Source organism: Sphingobium sp. TomTYG73 (assembly GCF_055394245.1).
The window spans coordinates 676,711-696,465 of sequence record NZ_AP027339.1 but is presented as its reverse complement, the minus strand read 5'-3'; the positions used below and the strand labels follow the sequence as shown (position 1 = coordinate 696,465).

General features: G+C 62.3%; 21 protein-coding genes and 1 pseudogene. 8 read left to right on the top strand and 14 right to left on the bottom strand.

Annotation, left to right across the window (positions count from 1 at the left end; all coding sequences use genetic code 11):
- Nucleotides 1–28: 28 nt before the first annotated feature.
- From ACZ5TH_RS03585 to gpmA, 4 genes are all read right to left on the bottom strand, one after another.
- Nucleotides 29–529, bottom strand: a complete 501-nt coding sequence (locus tag ACZ5TH_RS03585; protein ID WP_464794637.1) for a dihydrofolate reductase — start codon at nt 527–529, stop codon at nt 29–31.
- The gene (locus ACZ5TH_RS03580; protein ID WP_464794636.1) at nt 526–1,596 is read right to left on the bottom strand and encodes a 5-(carboxyamino)imidazole ribonucleotide synthase; all 1,071 of its coding nucleotides are present in this window, start codon (nt 1,594–1,596) and stop codon (nt 526–528) included. The genes ACZ5TH_RS03585 and ACZ5TH_RS03580 overlap by 4 nt, the downstream gene beginning before the upstream one ends.
- A gap of 1 nt (nt 1,597) precedes the next feature.
- A complete protein-coding gene (gene purE / locus ACZ5TH_RS03575; protein WP_449471893.1) occupies nt 1,598–2,089 on the bottom strand; it encodes a 5-(carboxyamino)imidazole ribonucleotide mutase in 492 nt (163 codons plus the stop codon).
- Between the two features lie 81 nt (nt 2,090–2,170).
- Complete coding sequence (gene gpmA, locus ACZ5TH_RS03570) at nt 2,171–2,857, bottom strand: 2,3-diphosphoglycerate-dependent phosphoglycerate mutase (protein WP_460987854.1); 687 nt, start codon at nt 2,855–2,857, stop codon at nt 2,171–2,173.
- 153 nt (nt 2,858–3,010) lie between these two features.
- Between gpmA and sppA the strand changes: the two genes are divergently transcribed.
- Complete coding sequence (gene sppA / locus ACZ5TH_RS03565; protein ID WP_464794635.1) at nt 3,011–4,894, top strand: signal peptide peptidase SppA; 1,884 nt, start codon at nt 3,011–3,013, stop codon at nt 4,892–4,894.
- 80 nt (nt 4,895–4,974) lie between these two features.
- Here the strand turns inward: sppA and ACZ5TH_RS03560 are convergent, their stop codons facing one another.
- Genes ACZ5TH_RS03560 through ACZ5TH_RS03545 form a run of 4 tightly spaced genes read right to left on the bottom strand, consistent with a single transcriptional unit; the run spans nt 4,975 to nt 8,792 of the window.
- A complete protein-coding gene (locus ACZ5TH_RS03560; RefSeq protein WP_464794634.1) occupies nt 4,975–5,613 on the bottom strand; it encodes a trimeric intracellular cation channel family protein in 639 nt (212 codons plus the stop codon).
- 60 nt (nt 5,614–5,673) lie between these two features.
- On the bottom strand, nt 5,674–6,219 hold the full coding sequence (locus tag ACZ5TH_RS03555) for a glutathione peroxidase (RefSeq protein WP_464794633.1): 546 nt from the start codon (nt 6,217–6,219) through the stop codon (nt 5,674–5,676).
- 40 nt (nt 6,220–6,259) lie between these two features.
- Nucleotides 6,260–6,985 (bottom strand): VIT1/CCC1 transporter family protein, encoded by a 726-nt coding sequence (locus ACZ5TH_RS03550; RefSeq protein WP_464795047.1) that lies wholly within the window; start codon nt 6,983–6,985, stop codon nt 6,260–6,262.
- 25 nt (nt 6,986–7,010) lie between these two features.
- Entirely contained in the window at nt 7,011–8,792 is a 1,782-nt protein-coding gene (locus ACZ5TH_RS03545; protein ID WP_464794632.1) for an ABC-F family ATP-binding cassette domain-containing protein, read from the bottom strand.
- A 141-nt stretch (nt 8,793–8,933) separates the two neighbouring features.
- On the opposite strand from ACZ5TH_RS03545, the gene ACZ5TH_RS03540 reads away from it, so the two are divergent.
- The 5 genes and pseudogenes from ACZ5TH_RS03540 (at nt 8,934) to ACZ5TH_RS03520 (ending at nt 12,569) form a co-directional block, all read left to right on the top strand.
- Complete coding sequence (locus tag ACZ5TH_RS03540; protein ID WP_464772165.1) at nt 8,934–9,662, top strand: SIMPL domain-containing protein; 729 nt, start codon at nt 8,934–8,936, stop codon at nt 9,660–9,662.
- A 45-nt stretch (nt 9,663–9,707) separates the two neighbouring features.
- Nucleotides 9,708–10,044: pseudogene (locus tag ACZ5TH_RS03535) on the top strand (hypothetical protein).
- Nucleotides 10,045–10,080: 36 nt separating this feature from the next.
- Nucleotides 10,081–10,746 (top strand): response regulator transcription factor, encoded by a 666-nt coding sequence (locus ACZ5TH_RS03530; protein ID WP_449471888.1) that lies wholly within the window; start codon nt 10,081–10,083, stop codon nt 10,744–10,746.
- Nucleotides 10,747–10,905: 159 nt separating this feature from the next.
- Nucleotides 10,906–12,210, top strand: coding sequence for a sensor histidine kinase (locus tag ACZ5TH_RS03525; RefSeq protein WP_464795046.1), 1,305 nt, complete (start codon nt 10,906–10,908; stop codon nt 12,208–12,210).
- Nucleotides 12,210–12,569 (top strand): YbaN family protein, encoded by a 360-nt coding sequence (locus ACZ5TH_RS03520; protein ID WP_464794631.1) that lies wholly within the window; start codon nt 12,210–12,212, stop codon nt 12,567–12,569. The genes ACZ5TH_RS03525 and ACZ5TH_RS03520 overlap by 1 nt, the downstream gene beginning before the upstream one ends.
- Before the next feature lie 7 nt (nt 12,570–12,576).
- On the opposite strand, the gene ACZ5TH_RS03515 is transcribed toward ACZ5TH_RS03520, so the two are convergent.
- A complete protein-coding gene (locus ACZ5TH_RS03515; protein ID WP_464794630.1) occupies nt 12,577–13,800 on the bottom strand; it encodes a polyhydroxyalkanoate depolymerase in 1,224 nt (407 codons plus the stop codon).
- 123 nt (nt 13,801–13,923) lie between these two features.
- Between ACZ5TH_RS03515 and ACZ5TH_RS03510 the strand changes: the two genes are divergently transcribed.
- Nucleotides 13,924–14,580, top strand: a complete 657-nt coding sequence (locus ACZ5TH_RS03510) for a glutathione S-transferase (RefSeq protein WP_196226388.1) — start codon at nt 13,924–13,926, stop codon at nt 14,578–14,580.
- 184 nt (nt 14,581–14,764) lie between these two features.
- On the opposite strand, the gene ACZ5TH_RS03505 is transcribed toward ACZ5TH_RS03510, so the two are convergent.
- The 3 genes from ACZ5TH_RS03505 to acnA all read right to left on the bottom strand — a co-directional run bounded on the left by ACZ5TH_RS03505 (nt 14,765) and on the right by acnA (nt 18,600).
- Entirely contained in the window at nt 14,765–15,466 is a 702-nt protein-coding gene (locus ACZ5TH_RS03505) for a glutamine amidotransferase (protein WP_464794629.1), read from the bottom strand.
- 72 nt (nt 15,467–15,538) lie between these two features.
- Nucleotides 15,539–15,796 (bottom strand): CBU_0592 family membrane protein, encoded by a 258-nt coding sequence (locus tag ACZ5TH_RS03500; protein ID WP_464794628.1) that lies wholly within the window; start codon nt 15,794–15,796, stop codon nt 15,539–15,541.
- 134 nt (nt 15,797–15,930) lie between these two features.
- Nucleotides 15,931–18,600, bottom strand: a complete 2,670-nt coding sequence (gene acnA / locus ACZ5TH_RS03495; RefSeq protein ID WP_464794627.1) for an aconitate hydratase AcnA — start codon at nt 18,598–18,600, stop codon at nt 15,931–15,933.
- Between the two features lie 383 nt (nt 18,601–18,983).
- Here acnA and ACZ5TH_RS03490 point away from each other — a divergent pair, with 383 nt between their 5' ends.
- Nucleotides 18,984–19,262, top strand: coding sequence for a hypothetical protein (locus ACZ5TH_RS03490; RefSeq protein WP_230463325.1), 279 nt, complete (start codon nt 18,984–18,986; stop codon nt 19,260–19,262).
- 26 nt (nt 19,263–19,288) lie between these two features.
- Here the strand turns inward: ACZ5TH_RS03490 and ACZ5TH_RS03485 are convergent, their stop codons facing one another.
- Both ACZ5TH_RS03485 and ACZ5TH_RS03480 read right to left on the bottom strand, forming a co-directional pair.
- Nucleotides 19,289–19,492 (bottom strand): DUF5818 domain-containing protein, encoded by a 204-nt coding sequence (locus ACZ5TH_RS03485; protein WP_464772161.1) that lies wholly within the window; start codon nt 19,490–19,492, stop codon nt 19,289–19,291.
- A gap of 4 nt (nt 19,493–19,496) precedes the next feature.
- Nucleotides 19,497–19,682: a DUF1328 domain-containing protein gene (locus ACZ5TH_RS03480; protein ID WP_062120434.1), complete on the bottom strand. Its 186-nt coding sequence runs from the start codon at nt 19,680–19,682 to the stop codon at nt 19,497–19,499.
- Nucleotides 19,683–19,755 lie beyond the last annotated feature (73 nt).

Here is a 19,755-nt window from a genome sequence, read left to right as displayed (position 1 = left end):
GAGATGGTCGGGCGCTGGCAATGCGACATCATGGCGCAGCGCGGCGGCGGAAAGTGACGAAGCTGTAGGCGGGATAGGCGCCCTCCGCCGGATGATCGGCGCGGGCTGCTTCCTCCCACCGCGTCGTGTCGGGATAAGGGATCACGGCGTCGCCGGGGGCGTCGAAATGCACTTCGGTCAGTTCAATGCGGTCTGCGTGGGGCAGATAGAGCTGATAGACCTCTGCCCCGCCAATCACCATGGCGGCGGGACCGTCCGCGAGGCGAAGGGCGGACGTGACGTCATGCGCGATTTCTGCCCCCTCCCCGCTCCAGCCAGTATCGCGGGTTAGGACGATGTGGCGGCGGCCGGGAAGCAGGCCGGGCAGACTGTCGAACGTCTTGCGGCCCATGATCATCGGGTGACCGAGGGTCAACGCCTTGAAATGCTTGAGGTCGGCGGGCAACCGCCAGGGCAGCCCCCCGTCCTTGCCGATCACGCCATTGTCGGCGCGGGCGAGGACAAGGACGACTTCCTGTTTTTGGGTCACAGGGTCAGCCGGGTGACGTGGCCCATCTTGCGACCGGGGCGAGCCTCATGCTTGCCATAGAGGTGCAGATGCGCGGCAGGATCGGACAGGATCGCAGCCCAAGCGTCGGCTTCTTCACCGATGAGGTTGTGCATCTGCACTCGCCGTGCCGCCAGTCTGGTGTCGCCCAATGGGAGGCCACAAATGGCGCGGACATGGTTTTCGAACTGGCTGGTGACGGCGCCTTCGATAGTCCAGTGGCCGCTATTGTGGACGCGGGGGGCCATTTCGTTGAAGACGGGGCCATCGGCGCTGGCGAAGAATTCCAGCGTCAGGACGCCGACATAACCGAGCGCTTGCGCCACCTGCGCAGCCAGGGCGCGCGCCGCTTCAACTTGTACCTCTATGCGGGGGCCAGCGGGGGCGGTGGAGGTGGAGAGTATGCCATCGACATGGACGTTGGCGGGCGAATCCCAGAAGCGAACTTCGCCGCCCGCGCCGCGCACGAGGATGACGGAAAACTCCTCCTCGAAAGTCACGAAACCTTCCAGGATCGCGCTTTGCTGGCCGATGGCGTCCCAGGCGGCGGGAGCGTCCGCGGGATCATTGATGCGCGCCTGCCCCTTGCCATCATAGCCCATGCGGTTGGTCTTCAGGATCGCACGGCTGCCGATCGCGGCGATGGCCTGATGGAGATCATCAAGGCTTTCGACCGACGCGAAGGGCGCGGTGAGGCCGCCGAGATCACGGACGAAATTCTTCTCGGCGAGGCGGTCCTGCGCCACGCGGAGCGCCTGCGCGCCGGGGCGAACGAGGCCGTGGGTGGAAAGGACTTCGACGGCAGAAGGGTCGATATTCTCGAATTCGTAGGTGACGACGTCGACGCTGTCGGCGAAGGCGGCGAGCGCGGCGGCATCCTCATAGGCACCGCGAGTCCAGCAGCGGGACACGTCAGCGGCGGGTCCGCTCTCTTCCGGCGCGTAGATATGGGTGCGATAGCCAAGCTGCGCGGCGGCGATCGCGATCATCCGGCCGAGCTGGCCGCCGCCAAGGATGCCGATGGTGGAACCGGGCGCGATGGTCGTCATCTTATTCTGGCGTCTCCGCGACATCGTCGGTCTGTTTTTCGCGCCACATGTCCAGCCGTTCGGCCAGCGCGTCGTCGGTGGTGGCGAGGATGGAAGCTGCCAGCAGCGCCGCATTGATCGCGCCGGGCTTGCCGATGGCAAGGGTGCCGACAGGGATGCCACCGGGCATCTGGACGATGGAAAGCAGGGAATCCATGCCCTTGAGCGCCTTGGATTCCACTGGCACGCCAAGAACTGGAAGGCGGGTCATAGACGCGGTCATACCAGGAAGATGGGCCGCGCCCCCTGCCCCGGCGATGATGACCTTCAGACCACGGGAAACCGCGCCGGTCGCATAGTCATAAAGGCGTTGCGGCGTGCGGTGAGCGGACACGACCTTGCATTCGTGCGGGACGCCAAGCGCGCTCAGCGTCTCGGCCGCGTGACGCATGGTTTCCCAATCGGATCTCGATCCCATGATAATGCCGACGGTGGCGGCGCTCTCTCCGGTCATTCGCCTGACTTCCCCTGATGGCGCGGAAAGCAAAGCCCCTTAGCCGGACGACCGGCAAGGGGCAATGCGGGATTTGCGGACTTAACGCTCCGACAGATAATAGCGGTCCTTGGCGGTCAGATCGTCGGCAAGGTCATAGACGATCGGCTGGCCGGTCGGGATTTCCAGTTCCGTGATCTCATCGTCCGGAATGCCCGACAAATGCTTCACCAAAGCGCGCAGCGAATTGCCATGAGCCGAGATGAGTACGCGCTTGCCAGCCTTCAGCTCCGGCACGATGCGGCTTTCCCAATAGGGCAGCACGCGGGCGATGGTGTCCTTCAGGGACTCCGTCGAGGGGATGGCGATGCCGTCATAGCGGCGGTCCTTCGACAGGTCGAACTCGCCGCCCGGCTCCAGCACCGGCGGCGGAATGTCGAAGCTGCGACGCCAGACCTTCACCTGCGCGTCGCCATGCTTAGCCGCCGTCTCCGCCTTGTTGAGGCCCGTGAGGCCGCCATAATGGCGTTCATTGAGGCGCCAGTCCTTTTCGACCGGGAGCCAGAGGCGGCCCATTTCTTCAAGCGCTAGGTTCAGCGTCTTGATCGCCCGGGTCTGAACCGAGGTGAAGCAGCGGTCGAAGTCGAGGCCCTTTGTCGACATCAATTGCCCAGCAGCCCGCGCTTCCTCCACGCCCTTTTCCGTCAGGTCGACGTCCCACCAACCAGTGAAGCGATTTTCCAGGTTCCAGGCCGATTGGCCGTGGCGGATGAGAACGAGTGTGGGCATGAAACGCTTCTCCTGCACATAAGCGCGAATGTTGGCGCCTCCCATAACGCCGGAAATGACGGGCGCAAGCTTGTGCGCCCGGCGGAGCGTCCCACATTGCAGTCGGCCGGACGATCGGATAGCTCGGGCAAGCAAGCATAAGGAAGCGGCAATTTGGCATTTGTGAAGGGCGTTTGGCGCATATTGGTCGCGGTCAAGGACGGGCTGGTTCTGCTGTTCCTGCTCGGCTTCTTCGGCCTGCTTTATGCGGCGCTTTCATGGTCGCCCAAGCCCGCGCGCAGCGTAAGCAGTGGCGCGCTGCTGCTGAAGCTGGACGGCACCATTGTCGAGCAACCGGCAGAGGTGGACCCCTTCTCGTTGCTGACATCGTCCGGGCCGCAGACGAAGGAATATCGCCTTTCCGAGATTGTGGACGCGCTGGAAGCGGCCAAGACAGATGGTAAGGTCAAGGCGGTGGTGCTGAACCTCGACGGGTTTCTGGGCGGCGGTCAGGTGGCGCTTTCCCGCGTGGGCAAGGCGCTGGATGCCGTCCGTGCAGCAAAGAAGCCGGTCTTCGCCTTTGCCACCATCTACAGTGACGACAGCTATCAACTGGCCGCCCATGCCAGCGAGGCATGGGTCGATCCCCTTGGCGGCGTAGCGATCCTCGGGCGCGGCGGCTCTGGCCTGTATTACAAGGGGCTAATCGATAAGCTGGGCGTCAACACGCATGTCTACCGCGTCGGCACCTATAAGAGCTTCGTCGAACCCTTCATCCGGACGGATCAATCGCCTGAAGCGCGCCAGGCCAATCAGGCGCTGGCCAATGCCTTGTGGCAGGATTGGCAGGAGGAAGTTGGCAAGGCACGGCCGCGCGCGAAGCTGGCCGCCTATGCCGCCAATCCTGCGGGTGCGGCGGAAGCTGCGCGCGGCAATCTCGCCAAGGCGGCGCAGAGTACCGGGCTGGTCGACAAACTGGGCGACGAAGCTGCGTTCGGCAAGCGCGTCGCGGAGGTGGCGGGCGAACCCTCCGACGATCGCGTGGGTGATTTTGCCAGCATCGACCTCAGAAGCTATGCGAAGGCGCACCGCGCGCCCAATGATGGCCAGATCGGCGTGATCACCGTGGCGGGCGACATCGTCGATGGAGATGGTGGGCCGGGCAGCGCCGCCGGTGATACGATTTCGGCTCTACTCTACAAGGCGTTGTCGGAAAAGGACCTGAAGGCGCTGGTCGTCCGGGTCGATTCCCCCGGCGGTTCGGTCATGGCGTCGGAAAAGATTCGGCAGGCCATCATGGAAGCAAAACGCGAGGGGCTGCCGATCATTGTGTCGATGGGCAATGTCGCGGCGAGTGGCGGCTATTGGATTTCCACGCCCGCCGACCTGATCTTTGCCGAACCGGACACGATTACCGGCTCCATCGGGGTGTTCGGGATATTGCCGAGCTTTGAAGGGACGTTGGCGAAGCTCGGCATCACGACCGATGGCGTGCGGACCACGCCGCTGTCAGGGCAGCCAGACATTGCGGGCGGCACGACGCCTGAATTCGATCGCATCATGCAGATGGGGATCGAGGATATCTATGGCCGTTTCGTGGGGCTGGTCGCGCAGGCACGGCGTAAATCGCCCCAGCAGATTGATGCCATCGCCCAGGGCCGCGTGTGGGACGGCGGCACGGCGCGGCAGATCGGGCTGGTCGACCGCTTCGGTGGGCTGGAGGAAGCCGTCGCCGAAGCAGCGAAGATGGCCGAGATCGATCCTGCCAAGGCGAAGGTTTACCGTATCGAGAAGGAGCCCGACAAGTTCGCCGAGCTCATCAAGTCGATGTCAGAACGTGACGATGAGGATGTGGATGCTCCCCGCGACATGTTGAGCAGACAGGCGATGATTCAGCGGCGTTGGGCCATGCAGGCGGTCGCGGATGTGCGTGGCCTGATCAGTGGCGCGGGTGTGCGGGCCGATTGTCTGGAATGCCGTGGCTATGGCGCGCCCCGGCGGGTGAGTGCCGCCGATGAGCGGGGGCTGATGGGGGTGCTTGCCAGCCTTTGGCGGTGATGTAGCGCTTTTTCCCCTCCACCACCTCCGGCGGTCCCCCTCCCCATCTGCGATGGGGAGGATTTATGCGTTCTGAACTGTTAACGATCAGCTTTGTAGGTGGGGAGGCCAATGCTTCGCCAGATCGCGAAGGCGCGCAAAAGGAAGCCTAGCAGCGCCGCGACGACGCCCGCTACCGGCACGTCCAGCCCCCACCAACGCAGCATGACGAACAAGCCGGAAGCGAGGGCCGCTGCCGTTACATAAAGTTCGGGGCGCAACAATATGGACGGCTCATGGGCGAGGAGATCACGCAAGATGCCGCCGACGCAGCCGGTGACCACGCCCATCAGAGCGGCAACGAAGGGTGGAATGCCATAACTCATCGCCTTGGCGGCTCCGAACACGGCAAAGGAGACGAGGCCGATGGCGTCGAGCCAATCGAGCGCGCGATCGCTCCACAAGCGGCGCGGCGTGAACCAGATCAGGAGCGCCGCAACCATGCATGTGATTGCGGGAACCGGATCATGCACCCAGAAAACCGGTGCGCCGATCAACAGGTCGCGCAAGGTGCCGCCCCCTACCCCAGTCACCAGCGCGAAAAACGCAAAGGTAACCAGCGTCTGTCCCAGCCGGGCCGCCGCCAGCGCTCCAGACGCCGCGAACACGAAGATCCCGACGATGCTGAGCGTTTCCAGCACCGGGCCGATCTGTTGAAAGGCGATGGCGGGCGAAAGCATGAGGCGATCAACGACATCCAGACCGGCGCCGCGAACAGCGCCGACCCAGATGCCCGTCCCTTATTTCGCCAGTTCAGCCTCGATCGCGGATACCAGCGCCAAATCATCAGGCGTGGTGCCGGGAGCGAAGCGGGCCGCGACCGAGCCGTCCTTGGCAATCAGGAATTTTTCGAAATTCCAGAGCACTTCGGGCTCTTCGGTCGGCGTCATGCCATAGCCGCGAAGCTTTTCGCGAAATTCATCGCCCTCACCCGCAGCCTTGGGCTGCTCGCTGGTCAGGGCGGCGTAGAGCGGATGCTTTTCCGGGCCGGTCACGACGATCTTTTCGAACATCGGGAAATCGACACCGAAATTGGTGGTGCAGAATTCCGCGATCTCGTCATTGCTTCCCGGTTCCTGGCCGGCAAAGTCATTGGCGGGGAAGCCGGCGACCACCAGCCCCTTGTCCTTGTAATCGCGGTAGAGCTTTTCCAACCCTTCATACTGCGGGGTCAGGCCGCATTTGGAGGCGACATTGACCGCCAGAACGACCTTCCCCGCATAGTTGGCGAGGCTGGCGTCGGCGCCCTTGATCGTCTTGATCGGAATTTGCTGGATCGCAGTCATGATCTTCTCCTTGGGAATCCGGATGGCGCGGACCTTGCCATCATATCGCCGCGCCGAAAAGCCTGCCTGCACCTGCCGTGATCGCCATTGCGAGTACGCCCCAGAACAGCACCCGGCCGACCGACCGGCCTAACTTGCCTCCACCCAGCCGCGCGCCCGCATAGCCCAGCAGGGCAAGACAGATTAGCGAGGTTATGACGACGCTCGCCAGCGCATGGGGTGCCGGGCTGACCGCCGCCGCGATGACCGGAGCGATCGCACCGACGGAAAAGGTCGCTGCCGAAGTCAGTGCCGCCTGAACCGGCCGCGCCGTGCTGATATCCGAAATGCCGAGTTCATCGCGAGCGTGGGCGGCAAGCGCGTCGGCGTCCATCAATTGTCGCGCGACCTCTCCAGCCAGTTCGGGGGTGAGGCCGCGCTCTACGTAGATGCCGCGCAGCTCCTGCCATTCCACATCCGGCTGCTGAGCAATCGCATGTTTCTCCTTGGCGAGATCGGCCCGTTCCGTGTCCGATTGCGCGCTGACCGACACATATTCTCCCGCCGCCATCGACATGGCGCCAGCAAACAGGGCGGCTATGCCCGACAGCAGAATGGTTTCGCGCGACGCGCCCGACGCGGCGATGCCCGCAAGCAAGCTGGCGGTCGATACGATGCCGTCATTCGCGCCGAGAACAGCCGCGCGCAGCCAGCCGACGCGATTGACATAATGAACGGCATGATGCGAGCGCGCCTGGTCAAGAGCGCCTGAAGCTGATCCGTCCATCGCCGCCATTCCTATTCCCCTTCGTTCAGCCGCTCAGTCCCTCGGCCTTTTCCGCGAGTTCCAGCCAGCGCTCCTCGGCCGAATCCTTGTCGGCACGCGCCTGTTCAACCGCCTTTGTCAGCGCCGCGAACCGCTTGGGATCGCGAGTGTAGAGCGATGGGTCGGCCAATGCCTCCTCATCGCGAACAATGTCCTGTTCCAGCTTTTCGATGGTTTTGGGCAGCAAGTCGAGATCCCGCTGATCCTTGTAGCTGAGCTTGGTCGACGCGGATTTTGGCGGGGGCGGAGCGGCGGCAGCCTTTTTCTCTGCCCGAGGCGCGTTCTTCGGCTGTCGCTTGGCGACCCAGTCCGCATAGCCGCCGACGATCACATCGACTTGCCCCGAACCATCCAGACCAAGCGTCACCGTCACCGTGCGATCCAGAAAGTCGCGGTCATGGCTGACGATCAGCACCGTGCCGTCATAGTCGGCGATCACTTCCTGCAACAGGTCGAGCGTTTCGAGGTCGAGGTCGTTGGTCGGCTCGTCCAACACCAGCAGGTTCGATTCGCGGGCGAACTCACGGGCAAAGAGCAGGCGTGACCGCTCGCCCCCGGACAGCGTGCCCACGCGCGCCTCGGCCAGCGAGGGGTCGAAGAGAAATTCCTTGAGATAACCGTGAACATGCTTTCGCACGCCCCGCACATCGATCCAGTCGCCGCCCTCCGCCAGCACGTCGCGGACACGCTTATCGGGCTGCATCAGGCTGCGCTGCTGGTCGATGAAGATCATGTCGAGCGACTTGGCCTGTTTGACGACGCCGCTATCAGGCGCGAGTTCGCCGGTCAGGAGTTTCAGGAGCGTCGTCTTGCCAGCGCCGTTGCCGCCGACGATACCAATGCGATCGCCGCGCTGGATGCGTAGGGAGAAGTCCTTGATGACCGTGCGGTCACCGAAATTCTTGGTCACCTGTTCCGCGGCGATGACGCTCTTGGTCTTGCTGTCGTCGGCAGCGACGGCGATCTTCGCGACGCCTTGGGGGCCGACCATGGCCGCACGCTGCGCCCGCATTTCCCAAAGCTTGGCGAGACGCCCCTGATTGCGCTTACGGCGCGCGGTGACGCCGCGTTCCAGCCAGTGCGCCTCGATCTTTAGCTTGGCGTCGAGCTTCTCGGCGGCACGGGCCTCCTCAGCATAGACGGCCTCCATCCACTCTTCGAAACCCCCAAAACCGATCTCGCTGCGGCGGATCGACCCGCGATCCAGCCACAGGGTCTGGCGCGTCAGGCGTGTCAGGAAAGCGCGATCATGGCTGATGACGATGAATGCACCGGAATAACGGGCAAGCCAGCCCTCGAGCCAATCGATGGCGTCGATGTCGAGATGGTTGGTCGGCTCGTCCAGCAGCAACAGGTCGGGCTCGCTCGCCAGCGCGCGGGCAATGGCTGCGCGGCGGCGCTCGCCCCCGCTGGCGGTCGCGGCCTCACGCGACAGGTCGATGCCAAGCTGGCTGGCGATCGCCTCCACTTCATGCGCGGGGGGCGCATATTCGCCCGCCAGCGCGAAATCATGCAGGGTGGCGAAGCTGCTGACGTCGGGGTCCTGCTCCAGCATGATGACGCGCGCGCCCGGAACAACCGACCGCGTCCCTTCGTCAGGCTCGATCTGCGCCGCGATCAGCTTCAGCAGCGTGGTCTTGCCCGCGCCATTGCGGCCGATCAGCGCCAGCCGGTCACGATCGCCGACAAAAATGTCGAGATGACGGAAAAGCCAATGGCTTCCTTGGCTGAGACCAAGATTTTCGAAGGAGAATATAGGGGCGGCCATGGCCGTGCAGCTAGGACTTCCGGCGCGCCGGGGCAAGAGCGCGTGGAACCGGATGCTGTCTGACGGCTTTCAACGCCTGTCAGCGTCCATTCATCGCAGCCGTTACAAACGGGCTGCATCGCTTTTCAAGGAGATACGCTCATGAAGTCCGCCCTGGCCCTGATGGCCGCCGCCGCTGTATCGATTCCTGCCATGGCGGTCGCGCAGACCAACGTCACCATCGCCGAAACCGCTCCTGTCGTGACGCTCAACGTAACCGAGACCGTCGAAGCGGCGCCGGATCAGGTCGTGGTCGGCACGGGCGTCCAGACTCGCGCGCCCACAGCCGCGCAGGCTATGCGCGAAAATGCGGCGAAGATGGACCGTCTGATCGCCACCCTTGCCAAGGCCGGGATTCCAAAGAAGGACATTCAGACGAGCGGCATTAATCTCAACGCCCAATATGACTACAGCAATCAGAACGGTCAGCCTGCCGGGCCTCGTTTCATTGGTTATGAAGCGTCGAACCAGCTGACGATCAAGCTGCGCGACATCAAGAAGACGGGGCAACTGCTCGACACGCTGGTCGAAGCGGGCGCAACCAACGTCAACGGCCCGTCCTTCTCTATCGAAGACCCCACCCCGATGCTGGTACAGGCGCGCGGCGCGGCGTTGAAGAGCGCCAAGGCGCAGGCGGATTTCTATGCACAGGCGGCGGGCTATCGTACCGCGCGGCTCGTCTCCATCGCGGAAAGCAATAGCGGCGGCCGTCCGCCGATGCCGATGATGACAGCACGCTTCAAGGCCGATGCGGCGGAGGCGACGCCGGTGGAACCGGGCCAGGTTGGATCGTCCGTGACGCTAACCGTCCAATATGCGCTGGAACGCTGACCGGCACCTGTCACCGCGCTGACGCCACCATTCACCACCTGTTCAATGCTTGTCGCCTATGGCATGCCACATGACGATGAAGCTTAGCAGCCTGATTGCGGGTATGGCCGCCATCGCCGCGATGGTGGCCGTGCCCTCCTCCGCTGAGGCCGGTCAGCGTGGCGAGCAGGACGCTGCGCGCCGGGCTATGCTGGACGGGCAGACCATGCCATTTTCCCTCATCAAGCGGCGCGTAGATGCCGCCATGGGCGGGGCGACCTACCTCGGCGCGGAATTCAATCCATCCTCCAACCGCTATCGCCTGAAATATGTGAAGGACGGCAAGGTGGTTTGGGTTGATGCGGACGGGCGCACAGGCGATATAACCGGCTGGGCGCACTGACGCGCCAATGGGCAAAATACAAAGAAACGGAGCCATATGCGTCTGCTGATCGTCGAAGATGAACCAAGCCTTGGGCAACAGCTCCGCAACACGTTGGAGGGCGCTGGCTATGCCGTCGACCTTGCGACCGATGGCGAGGATGGACACTTCCTGGGCACGACGGAAAGCTATGATGCCGTGGTCCTCGACCTTGGCCTGCCCACGATCGACGGGCTGACGGTGCTGGACCGCTGGCGCAAGGAGGGACGAAGCTTCCCGGTGCTGGTGTTGACCGCGCGGGACAGCTGGTCCGACAAGGTCGCAGGACTGGACGCAGGCGCGGACGATTACCTAGCCAAGCCGTTCCAAAGCGAGGAACTTATCGCGCGGTTGCGCGCGCTCATCCGCCGCGCTTCGGGCAATGCATCGAGCGAACTGATCGCGGGCGACGTCCGGCTGGACACGCGCTCGGGCAAGGTCACGCTGAAGGGCGAGCCGGTAAAACTGACTGCGCAGGAATATAAGCTGCTGTCCTACCTTCTCCACCATAAGGGCAAGGTGGTGAGCCGCACCGAGTTGATCGAGCATATCTACGATCAGGATTTCGACCGCGATTCCAACACGATCGAAGTGTTCGTTACCCGCATCCGCAAGAAGCTGGGCGCGGACGTCATCACGACGATACGCGGTCTTGGCTACAGCCTGGACGAGCCCGCCCGCTAAGGTCTCAAATTCTGCCTCGGGCTGGTTCCGCCAAAGCCCCCTTTTCTGCCGGGACGATCTTCGGCAAGCCCGGGCGAACGGAGTGGGCAACAGACAGCTGTAATGACCAGTCCAGCCACCCCTCCCACGGTCCATTCGACCGGGTCGCTCAGTCGGCGCATGATCGGCATCGCGGCGCTGTGGATCAGCGTCCTGCTGCTGGGTGGCGGATTGGCGCTCGACCGCGTGCTGTCGCAGGCGATCACACGCAATTTCGACGACGGGCTCAACTATGTGCTGACGGCGATGATCGCTTCGGCCGAGATCGGGCCGGATGGCGAAGTGCTGTTCAATCGCCCGCTGGCCGATCAGCGCTTTCTGGAACCCAATAGCGGCCTCTATTACCAGATCAGTGCCAAGGGGCATGAGGATTGGCGATCGCGATCGCTGTGGGATCGGGCGCTAAGGGTGCTGCCCGAGCATGATGATCGCAGCTTCCACGCCTATGACAGCAAGCAGTTTCCGGGTGAAGACTTGCGGATCATGGAGCGGACCATCGTTCTGCCGGGTTCGAATACGCGCTGGATGTTCATGGTCGCGGCTGCCCGTGCCGGGCTGGACGACCAGATCACCACGTTGCGATCCACGCTGACCCAGAGTTTTGCCCTTCTCGCGCTCGGCCTGATCGTACTGACGACACTTCAGACCCTTTACGGGCTGCGGCCACTGCGTCGAGTGCGCAAGGAAATCGTCAGGATGCGGGCGGGCGAAAAGAGCCGCGTCACCGAACCGATGCCGTCCGAAGTGCTACCCATGGTCGAGGAACTGAACGCCCTTCTCGCTCATAATGAGCGACAGGCGGAAGAGGCGCGAACCCATGCGGGCAATCTTGCCCACGCGCTGAAAACGCCGCTGACCGTCATTATGAACGCCGCGACCGCGCAATCTGCGGACCTTGGGGAAACCGTCATTCGGGAAGCGACCACGATGCGCAGGCAGGTCGATCACCATCTAGCGCGCGCCCGCGCGGTTGGGCGGCGCGGCGCGGCGCAAAGCCGGGCGGAAGTATGGACAAGCCTGCAAGCAGTCGAGCGCGCCGTCCAGCGCCTCTATCCCGAAGCGCGGATCGACATGGATGGCGACAAGGAGGTTGCCGTCCGGGTTGAGCGTCAGGACCTGGACGAGATGCTGGGCAACCTTATCGAAAACGCGGCAAAATATGGTGGCGGCAGTGTGTTCGCCACGGTTGGCCGCGCCGGAACCATGGTCGAGATATTGGTCGAGGATGACGGCCTGGGTATCCCGCAGGAGGAACGGACCCGCATCTTCGACCGTGGCGTTCGGCTGGATTCCGGAAAGCCTGGCACCGGCCTTGGCCTGGCCATCGTGCGCGACGTCGCGGAAATCTATGGCGGATCGGTGGCGATGGAAGAAAGCGAAGACTTGGGCGGGCTGATGGTACGGCTGCGACTGCCCGCCGCCTGATGAGGCGGGTGCTTTATCTTGCGGCGGGATTTATGTCGCTGAGCCTCGGCGCGCTGGGCATTGTCCTTCCCCTGCTCCCGACCGTGCCATTCATGATATTGGCGGCATTCTGCTTCGCCCGGTCAAGCCCGGCACTGGAGGCGAGGCTACTCGATCATCGGCATTTCGGGCCGCATATTCGCCGTTGGCGCGACAAGGGTGCGATCAGCCGCCGGGGAAAGCAGGCGGCGCTTGCGGCTTTCACGTTCAGCGCAGTGCTGGCGCTGTTCCTGGTGCCTTTCCCTTGGTTCCTGATCCCGGTCGCGGCCGCACTAATTGGCGGAACATGGATATGGTCGCGACCAGAGGGCGGGGCTTAATCCTCGGTCAGTTCATTGCCAGGATCATGTTGCGGACCTGCGGAAAAACTTCCTTTTCCCACTTGCTACCCGAGAACACGCCATAATGGCCCGCGCCGATTTGCAGGTGATGGCGCTTCAGATGAGGCCGCAAACCCGTGCAAAGCGCATGCGCCGCCGCCGTTTGCCCGACCGCGCAGATATCGTCCTTCTCTCCCTCGACCGTCAGCAGCGCCGTCTTGCGAATGGCACCCGGATTGACGAGTCGACCGCGGTGCTTGAGTTCGCCCTTCGCGAGAAGAGTGCGCTGAAACACGCGCTCTACCGTCTCCAGGTAGAATTCGGCAGTCATGTCCAGAACCGCGAAATATTCCTGATAGAAATCCTTGATCTTCTCGGCCTCTTCTTCCTTCCCATCCGCCAGCAACTGATAAAGCTCGCGATGTTGGGCGCCGTGGCGTTCCAGGTTCATCGACAGGAAGGCTGACAGTTGCAGGAAGCCCGGATAGACCCGCCGCCCGGCACCGCGATAACGCATCGGGACGGAAGTGATGAGTTGCCGTTCGAACCACTCAATCGGCCGCTCATTGGACAATTCATTGACGACGGTCGGCGCCGCACGCGGGTCGATGGGGCCGCCCATCAGCGTCATGGATCGTGGTGTCGCGGCATCGCCATCTTCGGCCATCAGCGCGACAGCGGCAAAGGCCGGTACGCAGGGCTGGCAAACAGACAGCATGTGCGCGCCCGGACCAAGCTCCTGCATGAAGGTGATGACATAATCGACATAGTCGTCAAAGCCGAAGCGCCCTGCCGACAACGGAACATCGCGCGCATTCTTCCAATCAGTGATGTAGACGTCATGGTCGCGTAACAAGGTCCGCACGGTGTTACGCAATAGGGTAGAAAAATGGCCCGACATCGGCGCCACGAGCAGCACGCGGGGCTGTTCCATTTCGACATCGTCCTTCGCAAAGTGAAGCAGGTTGCCGAAGGGCAGGTCAAGGACCACTTCTTCCCGCACCGCAACAAGGGCGTTGCCGCTGCGGACTTCGTTGACGCCATAGGCGCGACGCTTGTGCGTGAGCCGGGCACCTTGGAATACGTCCATTAGCGCGAACATGCGGCGCGGCATGGGCCAATCAGCCACCGGACCCATCTTGTCGCGGAGATTCAGGGCCAGTTCGGCGCCGAAGCGCGCGGGAGCCAGCATGTCTTCCATAGCCTGATAGCCACTATACAGCATCGTCATAATATGAACGGCGCCCCAAAATGTTCCCCCGGCCGATTCGGCCGCCGTCGTTCGTTATACTGATTTTTCCGTATTGCGCTGCATCATGTTTGATGGAAAACTATAAACATCGGGAGGATCGTCATGGCCGTTGCGGAATTGACCATATCGAGCAAGATCTATTCCTCTTGGTCGCTGCGGGGCTGGCTGCTGTGCCGCCTCGCCGGACTACGCGTCACCGAGAAGATGGTGGCGCTGGAAAATCTGGAAAACCGCGCCGAGCTTTTGCTCCTGACGCCTTCCGTGCTGGTGCCGCGCCTAACCCACGAGGGCGCAAGCGTTTGGGACACGCTGGCCATCGCGGAATATCTGCATGAACTATATCCGAATGCAGGCATGTACCCCAAGGATCGCATTGCGCGCGCTCATTGCCGTTCGATATCGGGTGAGATCCATTCCGGTTTCGCCAACCTGCGATCCGCCCTGCCGATGAACCTGAAAGTCCGGCACAAGAAGTTCCCGATCTTTTCAGGGGCCAAGCCGGATATTGAGCGGGTCGAGGCGATCTGGACCGAATGCCTGGGATCCTACGGCGGCCCTTGGCTGTTCGGCGACAGCCCCACCGTGGCGGACGCCATGTTTGCGCCCGTCGTACAGCGGTTTCTGACTTATGCCGTGGCGTTGCAAGGCCCCGCAGCCGCCTATTGCGACACGGTCAACAGCTGGGACCTGATGCGCGAGTGGATCGACGATGCCCGGAAAGAACCGGATGAGGTCGAGGAACTGGACGTCGAATTCTAGGGCCGATCGACATTCAGTTCTGGCGGCCTGCAAATGGCGGTTCCCCGAGCTTCCGGTGCTCACGTACTTTGAGTACGCTGCGTTGAAGCGAGGCGCGTGACTCGCTTCAAGGGTCACGGAAAACCACCATTTTCGACACGCCATCTCCTGAATGTCGATCGGCCCTAAATTCCGGCCCAGCCGGTCAGCCGCTTAACTTCGCCAGCCAATCGCCGATCATCGCGCGGCCCGCCGCGACCGCTCCCGGCCCATGTTCGTCATGATCACGCCGCAGGGCCACGCCGCATTGTTTGGCGATGTCCAGATCGGCCCAGAAATGGGTCAACCAATCCTCAAAGCGCGGGTCCTCGCCCATCTCGGCATGGAATTGCAGCGCCAGCAGATTACGGCCCCGGTGGAATGCCTGATGCGCGTACGCATCGGTTGAGGCCAGCAGTTCGACGCCGCGCGGCAGCTCAAACGTATCGCTATGCCAGTGCAGCACTGGCACATCCTGAATATGCCGCAAAGGCGAATCCGCGCCCGCGCCGTTCAACGTGACAGGTGCGAAGCCGAGTTCCATCGCCTCACCGGGATAGACGCGCGCGCCGAGCGCCGCCGCAATCATCTGGCTGCCCAAACATACGCCAAGCGTTGGCAGGTCCTGCTCCAGCCGTGCGGCGAGCTTGTCGATCTGCACCGGAATCCAGGGATGAATGTCATGCTCATAAACGCCCATCGGGCCGCCCATCATGATCAGCAGATCGGGCGTGCACAAATCCACATGGGCGAATTCGGGGCTGGCGACATCGATCCGTTCGATCTCATAGCCAGCCGCCTCGATTGGCTGGAGAAAACCGGCCGCTCCCTCTCGCGGCACATGACGGACGATCAGTGCTTTTTTCATTGCTGATGAGATGCCTAATCGATCGAACGCGCGCCCGCCACCCCAGCCTTTCTTGAGGAGGCGATAACCCTCCTATCGGCCATTCGCAGTCTTGGCCCGCCAAATCCGCCACAGGGCCGTAAAACCGATAGCGCTCCAGACGATGTTGAGCACCATGGATGGAATAGCGCCATGCCACCAGGTGTTGAGCACGAAGAAAGCTGCGCCGAGCGCGTTCATCCACTGGAAAACCGCTGAGCTGCCCGACAGTCGCCCGGCCGAAACGAGGATATAGGCGCCCAGAACCAGAAGCGCGCCGAGCCAGCCGACCAGTTCGATGAAAATTGTCATGCCGACCCATTATCAGCGACTTGGGCAAGGCGTGAACAATTTTCACCCAGTGCGGGAAGGGACGCAAGGATGACCAAAAAAAGGCTCCCTCCTTTCGGAGAGAGCCTACTTCTTTAGCAATTATCCTTGGCTGATCAGGCGGCCAGCTTGCGCAGGACGTACTGCAGGATGCCGCCGTTCATGAAATATTCCAGCTCGTTGACGGTATCGATCCGGCAGAGCGCGGTGAAGGTGAAGGTCGAGCCATCGGCTCGCTTCACGATCACGTCCACATCCTGACGCGGCTTCAGGCCCGCGACATTCTGGATGGTGAAGGTTTCATCGCCCGTAAAGCCGAACGTGTCCTTGCTCTCGCCATTCTTGAACTGGAGCGGCAGCACGCCCATGCCGACCAGGTTCGAACGGTGGATACGCTCGAAGCTTTCGACGATCACGGCGCGGACGCCGAGCAGGTTGGTGCCCTTCGCGGCCCAGTCGCGCGACGATCCGGTGCCATATTCCTTGCCACCGATGACGACCAGCGAAGTACCGTCCGCCTTGTGCTTCATCGCCGCGTCGTAGATCGGCATGACTTCGCCGTCATAGCGGGTCATGCCGCCTTCAACGCCGTCCAGCATCAGGTTCTTGATGCGGATGTTGGCGAACGTGCCGCGCATCATCACTTCATGATGGCCGCGACGCGCGCCGTAGCTGTTGTAGTCGGCCTGCGCGACCTGATGCTCGCTCAGCCACTTGCCAGCGGGCGAGGTCGCCTTGATCGAACCGGCCGGCGAGATGTGGTCGGTGGTGATCGAGTCGCCGAAAATCGCCAGCGGCTTGGCTTCGACAATGTCGGTGACCGGCGCCGGGGTCATGCTCAGCCCTTCGAAATAGGGAGGGTTGGCGACATAAGTAGAACCGGCCTGCCAGCTATACGTGGCCGAACCCGTGACGTCGATCGCCTGCCAGTGCGCATCGCCCTTGTAGACGTCGGCATAGCGCGCCTGGAACATCGGGCGGTCCATGCAGCCCGCCATGGTGGTGGCGACTTCGTCATTGGTCGGCCAGATGTCCTTCAGATATACGTCCTGACCGTCCTTGCCCTGACCGATCGGCGTGGTGATGAAGTCCTCGATCACCGTGCCCTTGAGCGCATAAGCGACGACCAGCGGCGGCGAGGCGAGGAAGTTGGCGCGAACGTCCGGCGACACGCGGCCTTCAAAGTTGCGGTTGCCGGAGATCACGGCTGCGGCGACGAGGCCGTTGTCGTTGATCGCCTTGCTGATCGGCTCAGCCAGCGGGCCGGAGTTGCCGATGCAGGTGGTGCAGCCATAGCCGACGAGGTTGAAGCCGACAGCGTCGAGGTGCTCCTGAAGGCCAGCCTTAGCGAAATAATCGGTAACCACTTGGCTACCGGGTGCAAGCGATGTCTTGACCCAAGGCTTGGGCTTCAGGCCCAGTTCGTTCGCCTTCTTGGCCACCAGACCAGCGGCGACCATGACGCCGGGGTTCGACGTGTTGGTGCAGCTGGTGATCGCGGCGATGGTGACGTCGCCGTCACCAATGTCGAAATCCTTGCCTTCAACCGGCACGCGCTGTTGCGCCTTCTTGTAAGTGTTGACCAGGTCAGCGTTGAACACGTCATCGACTTCCGGCAGCGAAACCCGATCCTGCGGACGCTTCGGCCCGGCGAGGCTGGGGACCACGGTGGCGAGGTCCAGTTCCAGCGTGTCGGTGAAGACCGGCTCGACGGCGGGGTCGATCCAGAAGCCCTGCTCCTTGGCATAAGCCTCGACCAGCGCGATATTCTCTTCGGTACGGCCGGTCAGGCGCATGTAATCCAGCGTCTTGTCGTCAATGCCGAAGAAGCCGCAGGTTGCGCCATATTCCGGTGCCATGTTGGCAAGCGTCGCGCGGTCGGCCAGCGACAGCGAGGCAAGGCCGGGACCGAAATATTCAACAAAGCGGCCGACGACGCCCTTCTGGCGCAGCATGGCCGTGCAGGTCAGCACGAGGTCGGTGGCGGTCACGCCTTCCTTGAGTTCGCCGGTCAGCTTGAAGCCGACGACTTCGGGGATGAGCATGGAGACGGGCTGACCCAGCATCGCGGCCTCGGCCTCGATACCGCCCACGCCCCAACCCAGAACGCCCAGGCCGTTGATCATGGTGGTGTGGCTGTCGGTGCCGACGCAGGTGTCGGGATAGGCGACGGTCGCGCCGCTTTCATCCTGCGACGACCAAACGGCCTGCGCGATATTTTCCAGGTTCACCTGATGGCAGATGCCGGTGCCCGGGGGGACGGCGTAGAAGTTGGCAAGGCTCTTGCTGCCCCACTTCAGGAAGTCATAGCGCTCCAGATTGCGCTGATATTCGATTTCCACATTCTGCTCGAACGCCTTGGGCGTGCCGAATTCGTCGACCATGACCGAGTGGTCGATGACGAGGTGGACGGGAACCTGCGGGTTGATCTTGCTGGCGTCGGCGCCCAGCGCGGTCATCGCGTCGCGCATCGCCGCGAGGTCGACGACGCAGGGAACGCCGGTGAAGTCCTGCATCAGCACGCGCGCGGGGCGATACTGGATCTCGCGCTCCGCCTTGCCCTTGTCATTCTGCCAATCGACGATCGCCTTGATGTCGTCGGTGGTGACGGTCACGCCATCTTCGAAACGGAGCAGGTTTTCCAGCAGCACCTTCATCGAGAAAGGCAGGCGCGAAACGTCGCCGAGCTTCGCAGCAGCCTTCTTCAGCGAATAATAGGCAATGTCCTTGCCGCCGACCTTCAAAGTGTCGCGCGTGCCGAGAGTGTCCTGTCCGATGGCGGTCATGAGTCGTGCGTCTCCTCGCAATGCCCGGCCAAGGGGCTAGGAGGATAACGACATTCCGCCGGGAGCCTGACCCGCACATCGGATGACGGGGGGCAAGATGGCGGGATGCGCCCCAACCGATGGCCGAAGCGGGTATGTCCCTTGATGGCCGCCGCCATAGCGACTGCCGTCGCCAAGTCAATGCGAAGGCGCGAAATGGGACGTTCTGCAAATCTTTATTGTAGACGGCGTCCGTGCACGCGGGATACATTGAGGTGTAATCGCGTTCTGGCAGATGGAGCGGGTTACCAGGAAATAAAGCGGGTCGCGCGCTCTGACTTAAGTCGTTGTATCGCAGTGTTTTGAAATATCGACGATATTCTTCGCTGGATGACCGATAAAATATGTCTGAGGAGGAAGAGACGATGCGCCCAGTTTCCAACCTCGTGACCGGCAAGTCATTTGACCCGGCCCTAAGGGGATACATCATCCATTATCATGTCGGGGAAGCCAATCACTGCCCCAGCTGTGGCCGAAGCCAATGGATGGTAGGCCGCCTGATGGCCGAATGCGCCTATTGCGAAACCGCACTCCCGCTGGAAAACAACCGCGGCGTGGGTGCTTGCGCACGTTTCGTGCAGACTCACACGACCGTTCCGCCGGGCGATCCCCTGACCGCCTGAACCGTGATCGCTGCCAACGGACTAATTCAAATGGCAGCGACGCCCTCCACCTCCACGGTTTCATCGCCTGCATAATAGCCCTGCACGCGAACGCGCTTTTCCACATGGTCTACAGGAACGCGCAGCAGAATCAGGCGGAAAGTCCCGCCCAGATCGCGCTGGAGCAGGAAACCGGCTTCGTCTCGCGTCAATCTACCGGTTTCGTCAACTCCAGCGCCAATCTCGATCATGGACTCAATCTATGGCGTTCTTGATCCCTTTTCCAGCAAGCAAGCCGAGAACAAGGAAGATCACAAACAGCGCGATCGCCAGGAAGAAGAGAATCTTTGCAATGCCGACAAAGGTGCCAGCCGCGCCGCCAAAGCCGAGAATGGCCAGCACCGCAGCGATCACCAGCGAAATGATGGCAAGACGGATCATGATGTAATCCTTCGCTATAAATAGATATTGTCTGAACAGATGACGGCGCTCGCCGGTTCCACAGCCGTTAGGG

Bases quoted from the DNA above. Each gene is read 5' to 3' on its own strand.
- ACZ5TH_RS03545 (WP_464794632.1), bottom strand. From the start codon at position 8,792: ATGGCCGCCCCTATATTCTCCTTCGAAAATCTTGGTCTCAGCCAAGGA.
- ACZ5TH_RS03530 (WP_449471888.1), top strand. From the start codon at position 10,081: ATGCGTCTGCTGATCGTCGAAGATGAACCAAGCCTTGGGCAACAGCTC.
- acnA (WP_464794627.1), bottom strand. From the start codon at position 18,600: ATGACCGCCATCGGACAGGACACTCTCGGCACGCGCGACACTTTGAAG.
- ACZ5TH_RS03555 (WP_464794633.1), bottom strand. From the start codon at position 6,219: ATGACTGCGATCCAGCAAATTCCGATCAAGACGATCAAGGGCGCCGAC.
- ACZ5TH_RS03510 (WP_196226388.1), top strand. From the start codon at position 13,924: ATGGCCGTTGCGGAATTGACCATATCGAGCAAGATCTATTCCTCTTGG.
- ACZ5TH_RS03505 (WP_464794629.1), bottom strand. From the start codon at position 15,466: ATGAAAAAAGCACTGATCGTCCGTCATGTGCCGCGAGAGGGAGCGGCC.
- ACZ5TH_RS03540 (WP_464772165.1), top strand. From the start codon at position 8,934: ATGAAGTCCGCCCTGGCCCTGATGGCCGCCGCCGCTGTATCGATTCCT.
- gpmA (WP_460987854.1), bottom strand. From the start codon at position 2,857: ATGCCCACACTCGTTCTCATCCGCCACGGCCAATCGGCCTGGAACCTG.
- ACZ5TH_RS03580 (WP_464794636.1), bottom strand. From the start codon at position 1,596: ATGACGACCATCGCGCCCGGTTCCACCATCGGCATCCTTGGCGGCGGC.
- ACZ5TH_RS03515 (WP_464794630.1), bottom strand. From the start codon at position 13,800: ATGACGATGCTGTATAGTGGCTATCAGGCTATGGAAGACATGCTGGCT.
- ACZ5TH_RS03480 (WP_062120434.1), bottom strand. From the start codon at position 19,682: ATGATCCGTCTTGCCATCATTTCGCTGGTGATCGCTGCGGTGCTGGCC.
- ACZ5TH_RS03500 (WP_464794628.1), bottom strand. From the start codon at position 15,796: ATGACAATTTTCATCGAACTGGTCGGCTGGCTCGGCGCGCTTCTGGTT.
- ACZ5TH_RS03550 (WP_464795047.1), bottom strand. From the start codon at position 6,985: ATGGACGGATCAGCTTCAGGCGCTCTTGACCAGGCGCGCTCGCATCAT.
- purE (WP_449471893.1), bottom strand. From the start codon at position 2,089: ATGACCGGAGAGAGCGCCGCCACCGTCGGCATTATCATGGGATCGAGA.
- ACZ5TH_RS03485 (WP_464772161.1), bottom strand. From the start codon at position 19,492: ATGATCGAGATTGGCGCTGGAGTTGACGAAACCGGTAGATTGACGCGA.
- ACZ5TH_RS03560 (WP_464794634.1), bottom strand. From the start codon at position 5,613: ATGCTTTCGCCCGCCATCGCCTTTCAACAGATCGGCCCGGTGCTGGAA.
- ACZ5TH_RS03525 (WP_464795046.1), top strand. From the start codon at position 10,906: ATGATCGGCATCGCGGCGCTGTGGATCAGCGTCCTGCTGCTGGGTGGC.
- ACZ5TH_RS03520 (WP_464794631.1), top strand. From the start codon at position 12,210: ATGAGGCGGGTGCTTTATCTTGCGGCGGGATTTATGTCGCTGAGCCTC.
- ACZ5TH_RS03490 (WP_230463325.1), top strand. From the start codon at position 18,984: ATGTCTGAGGAGGAAGAGACGATGCGCCCAGTTTCCAACCTCGTGACC.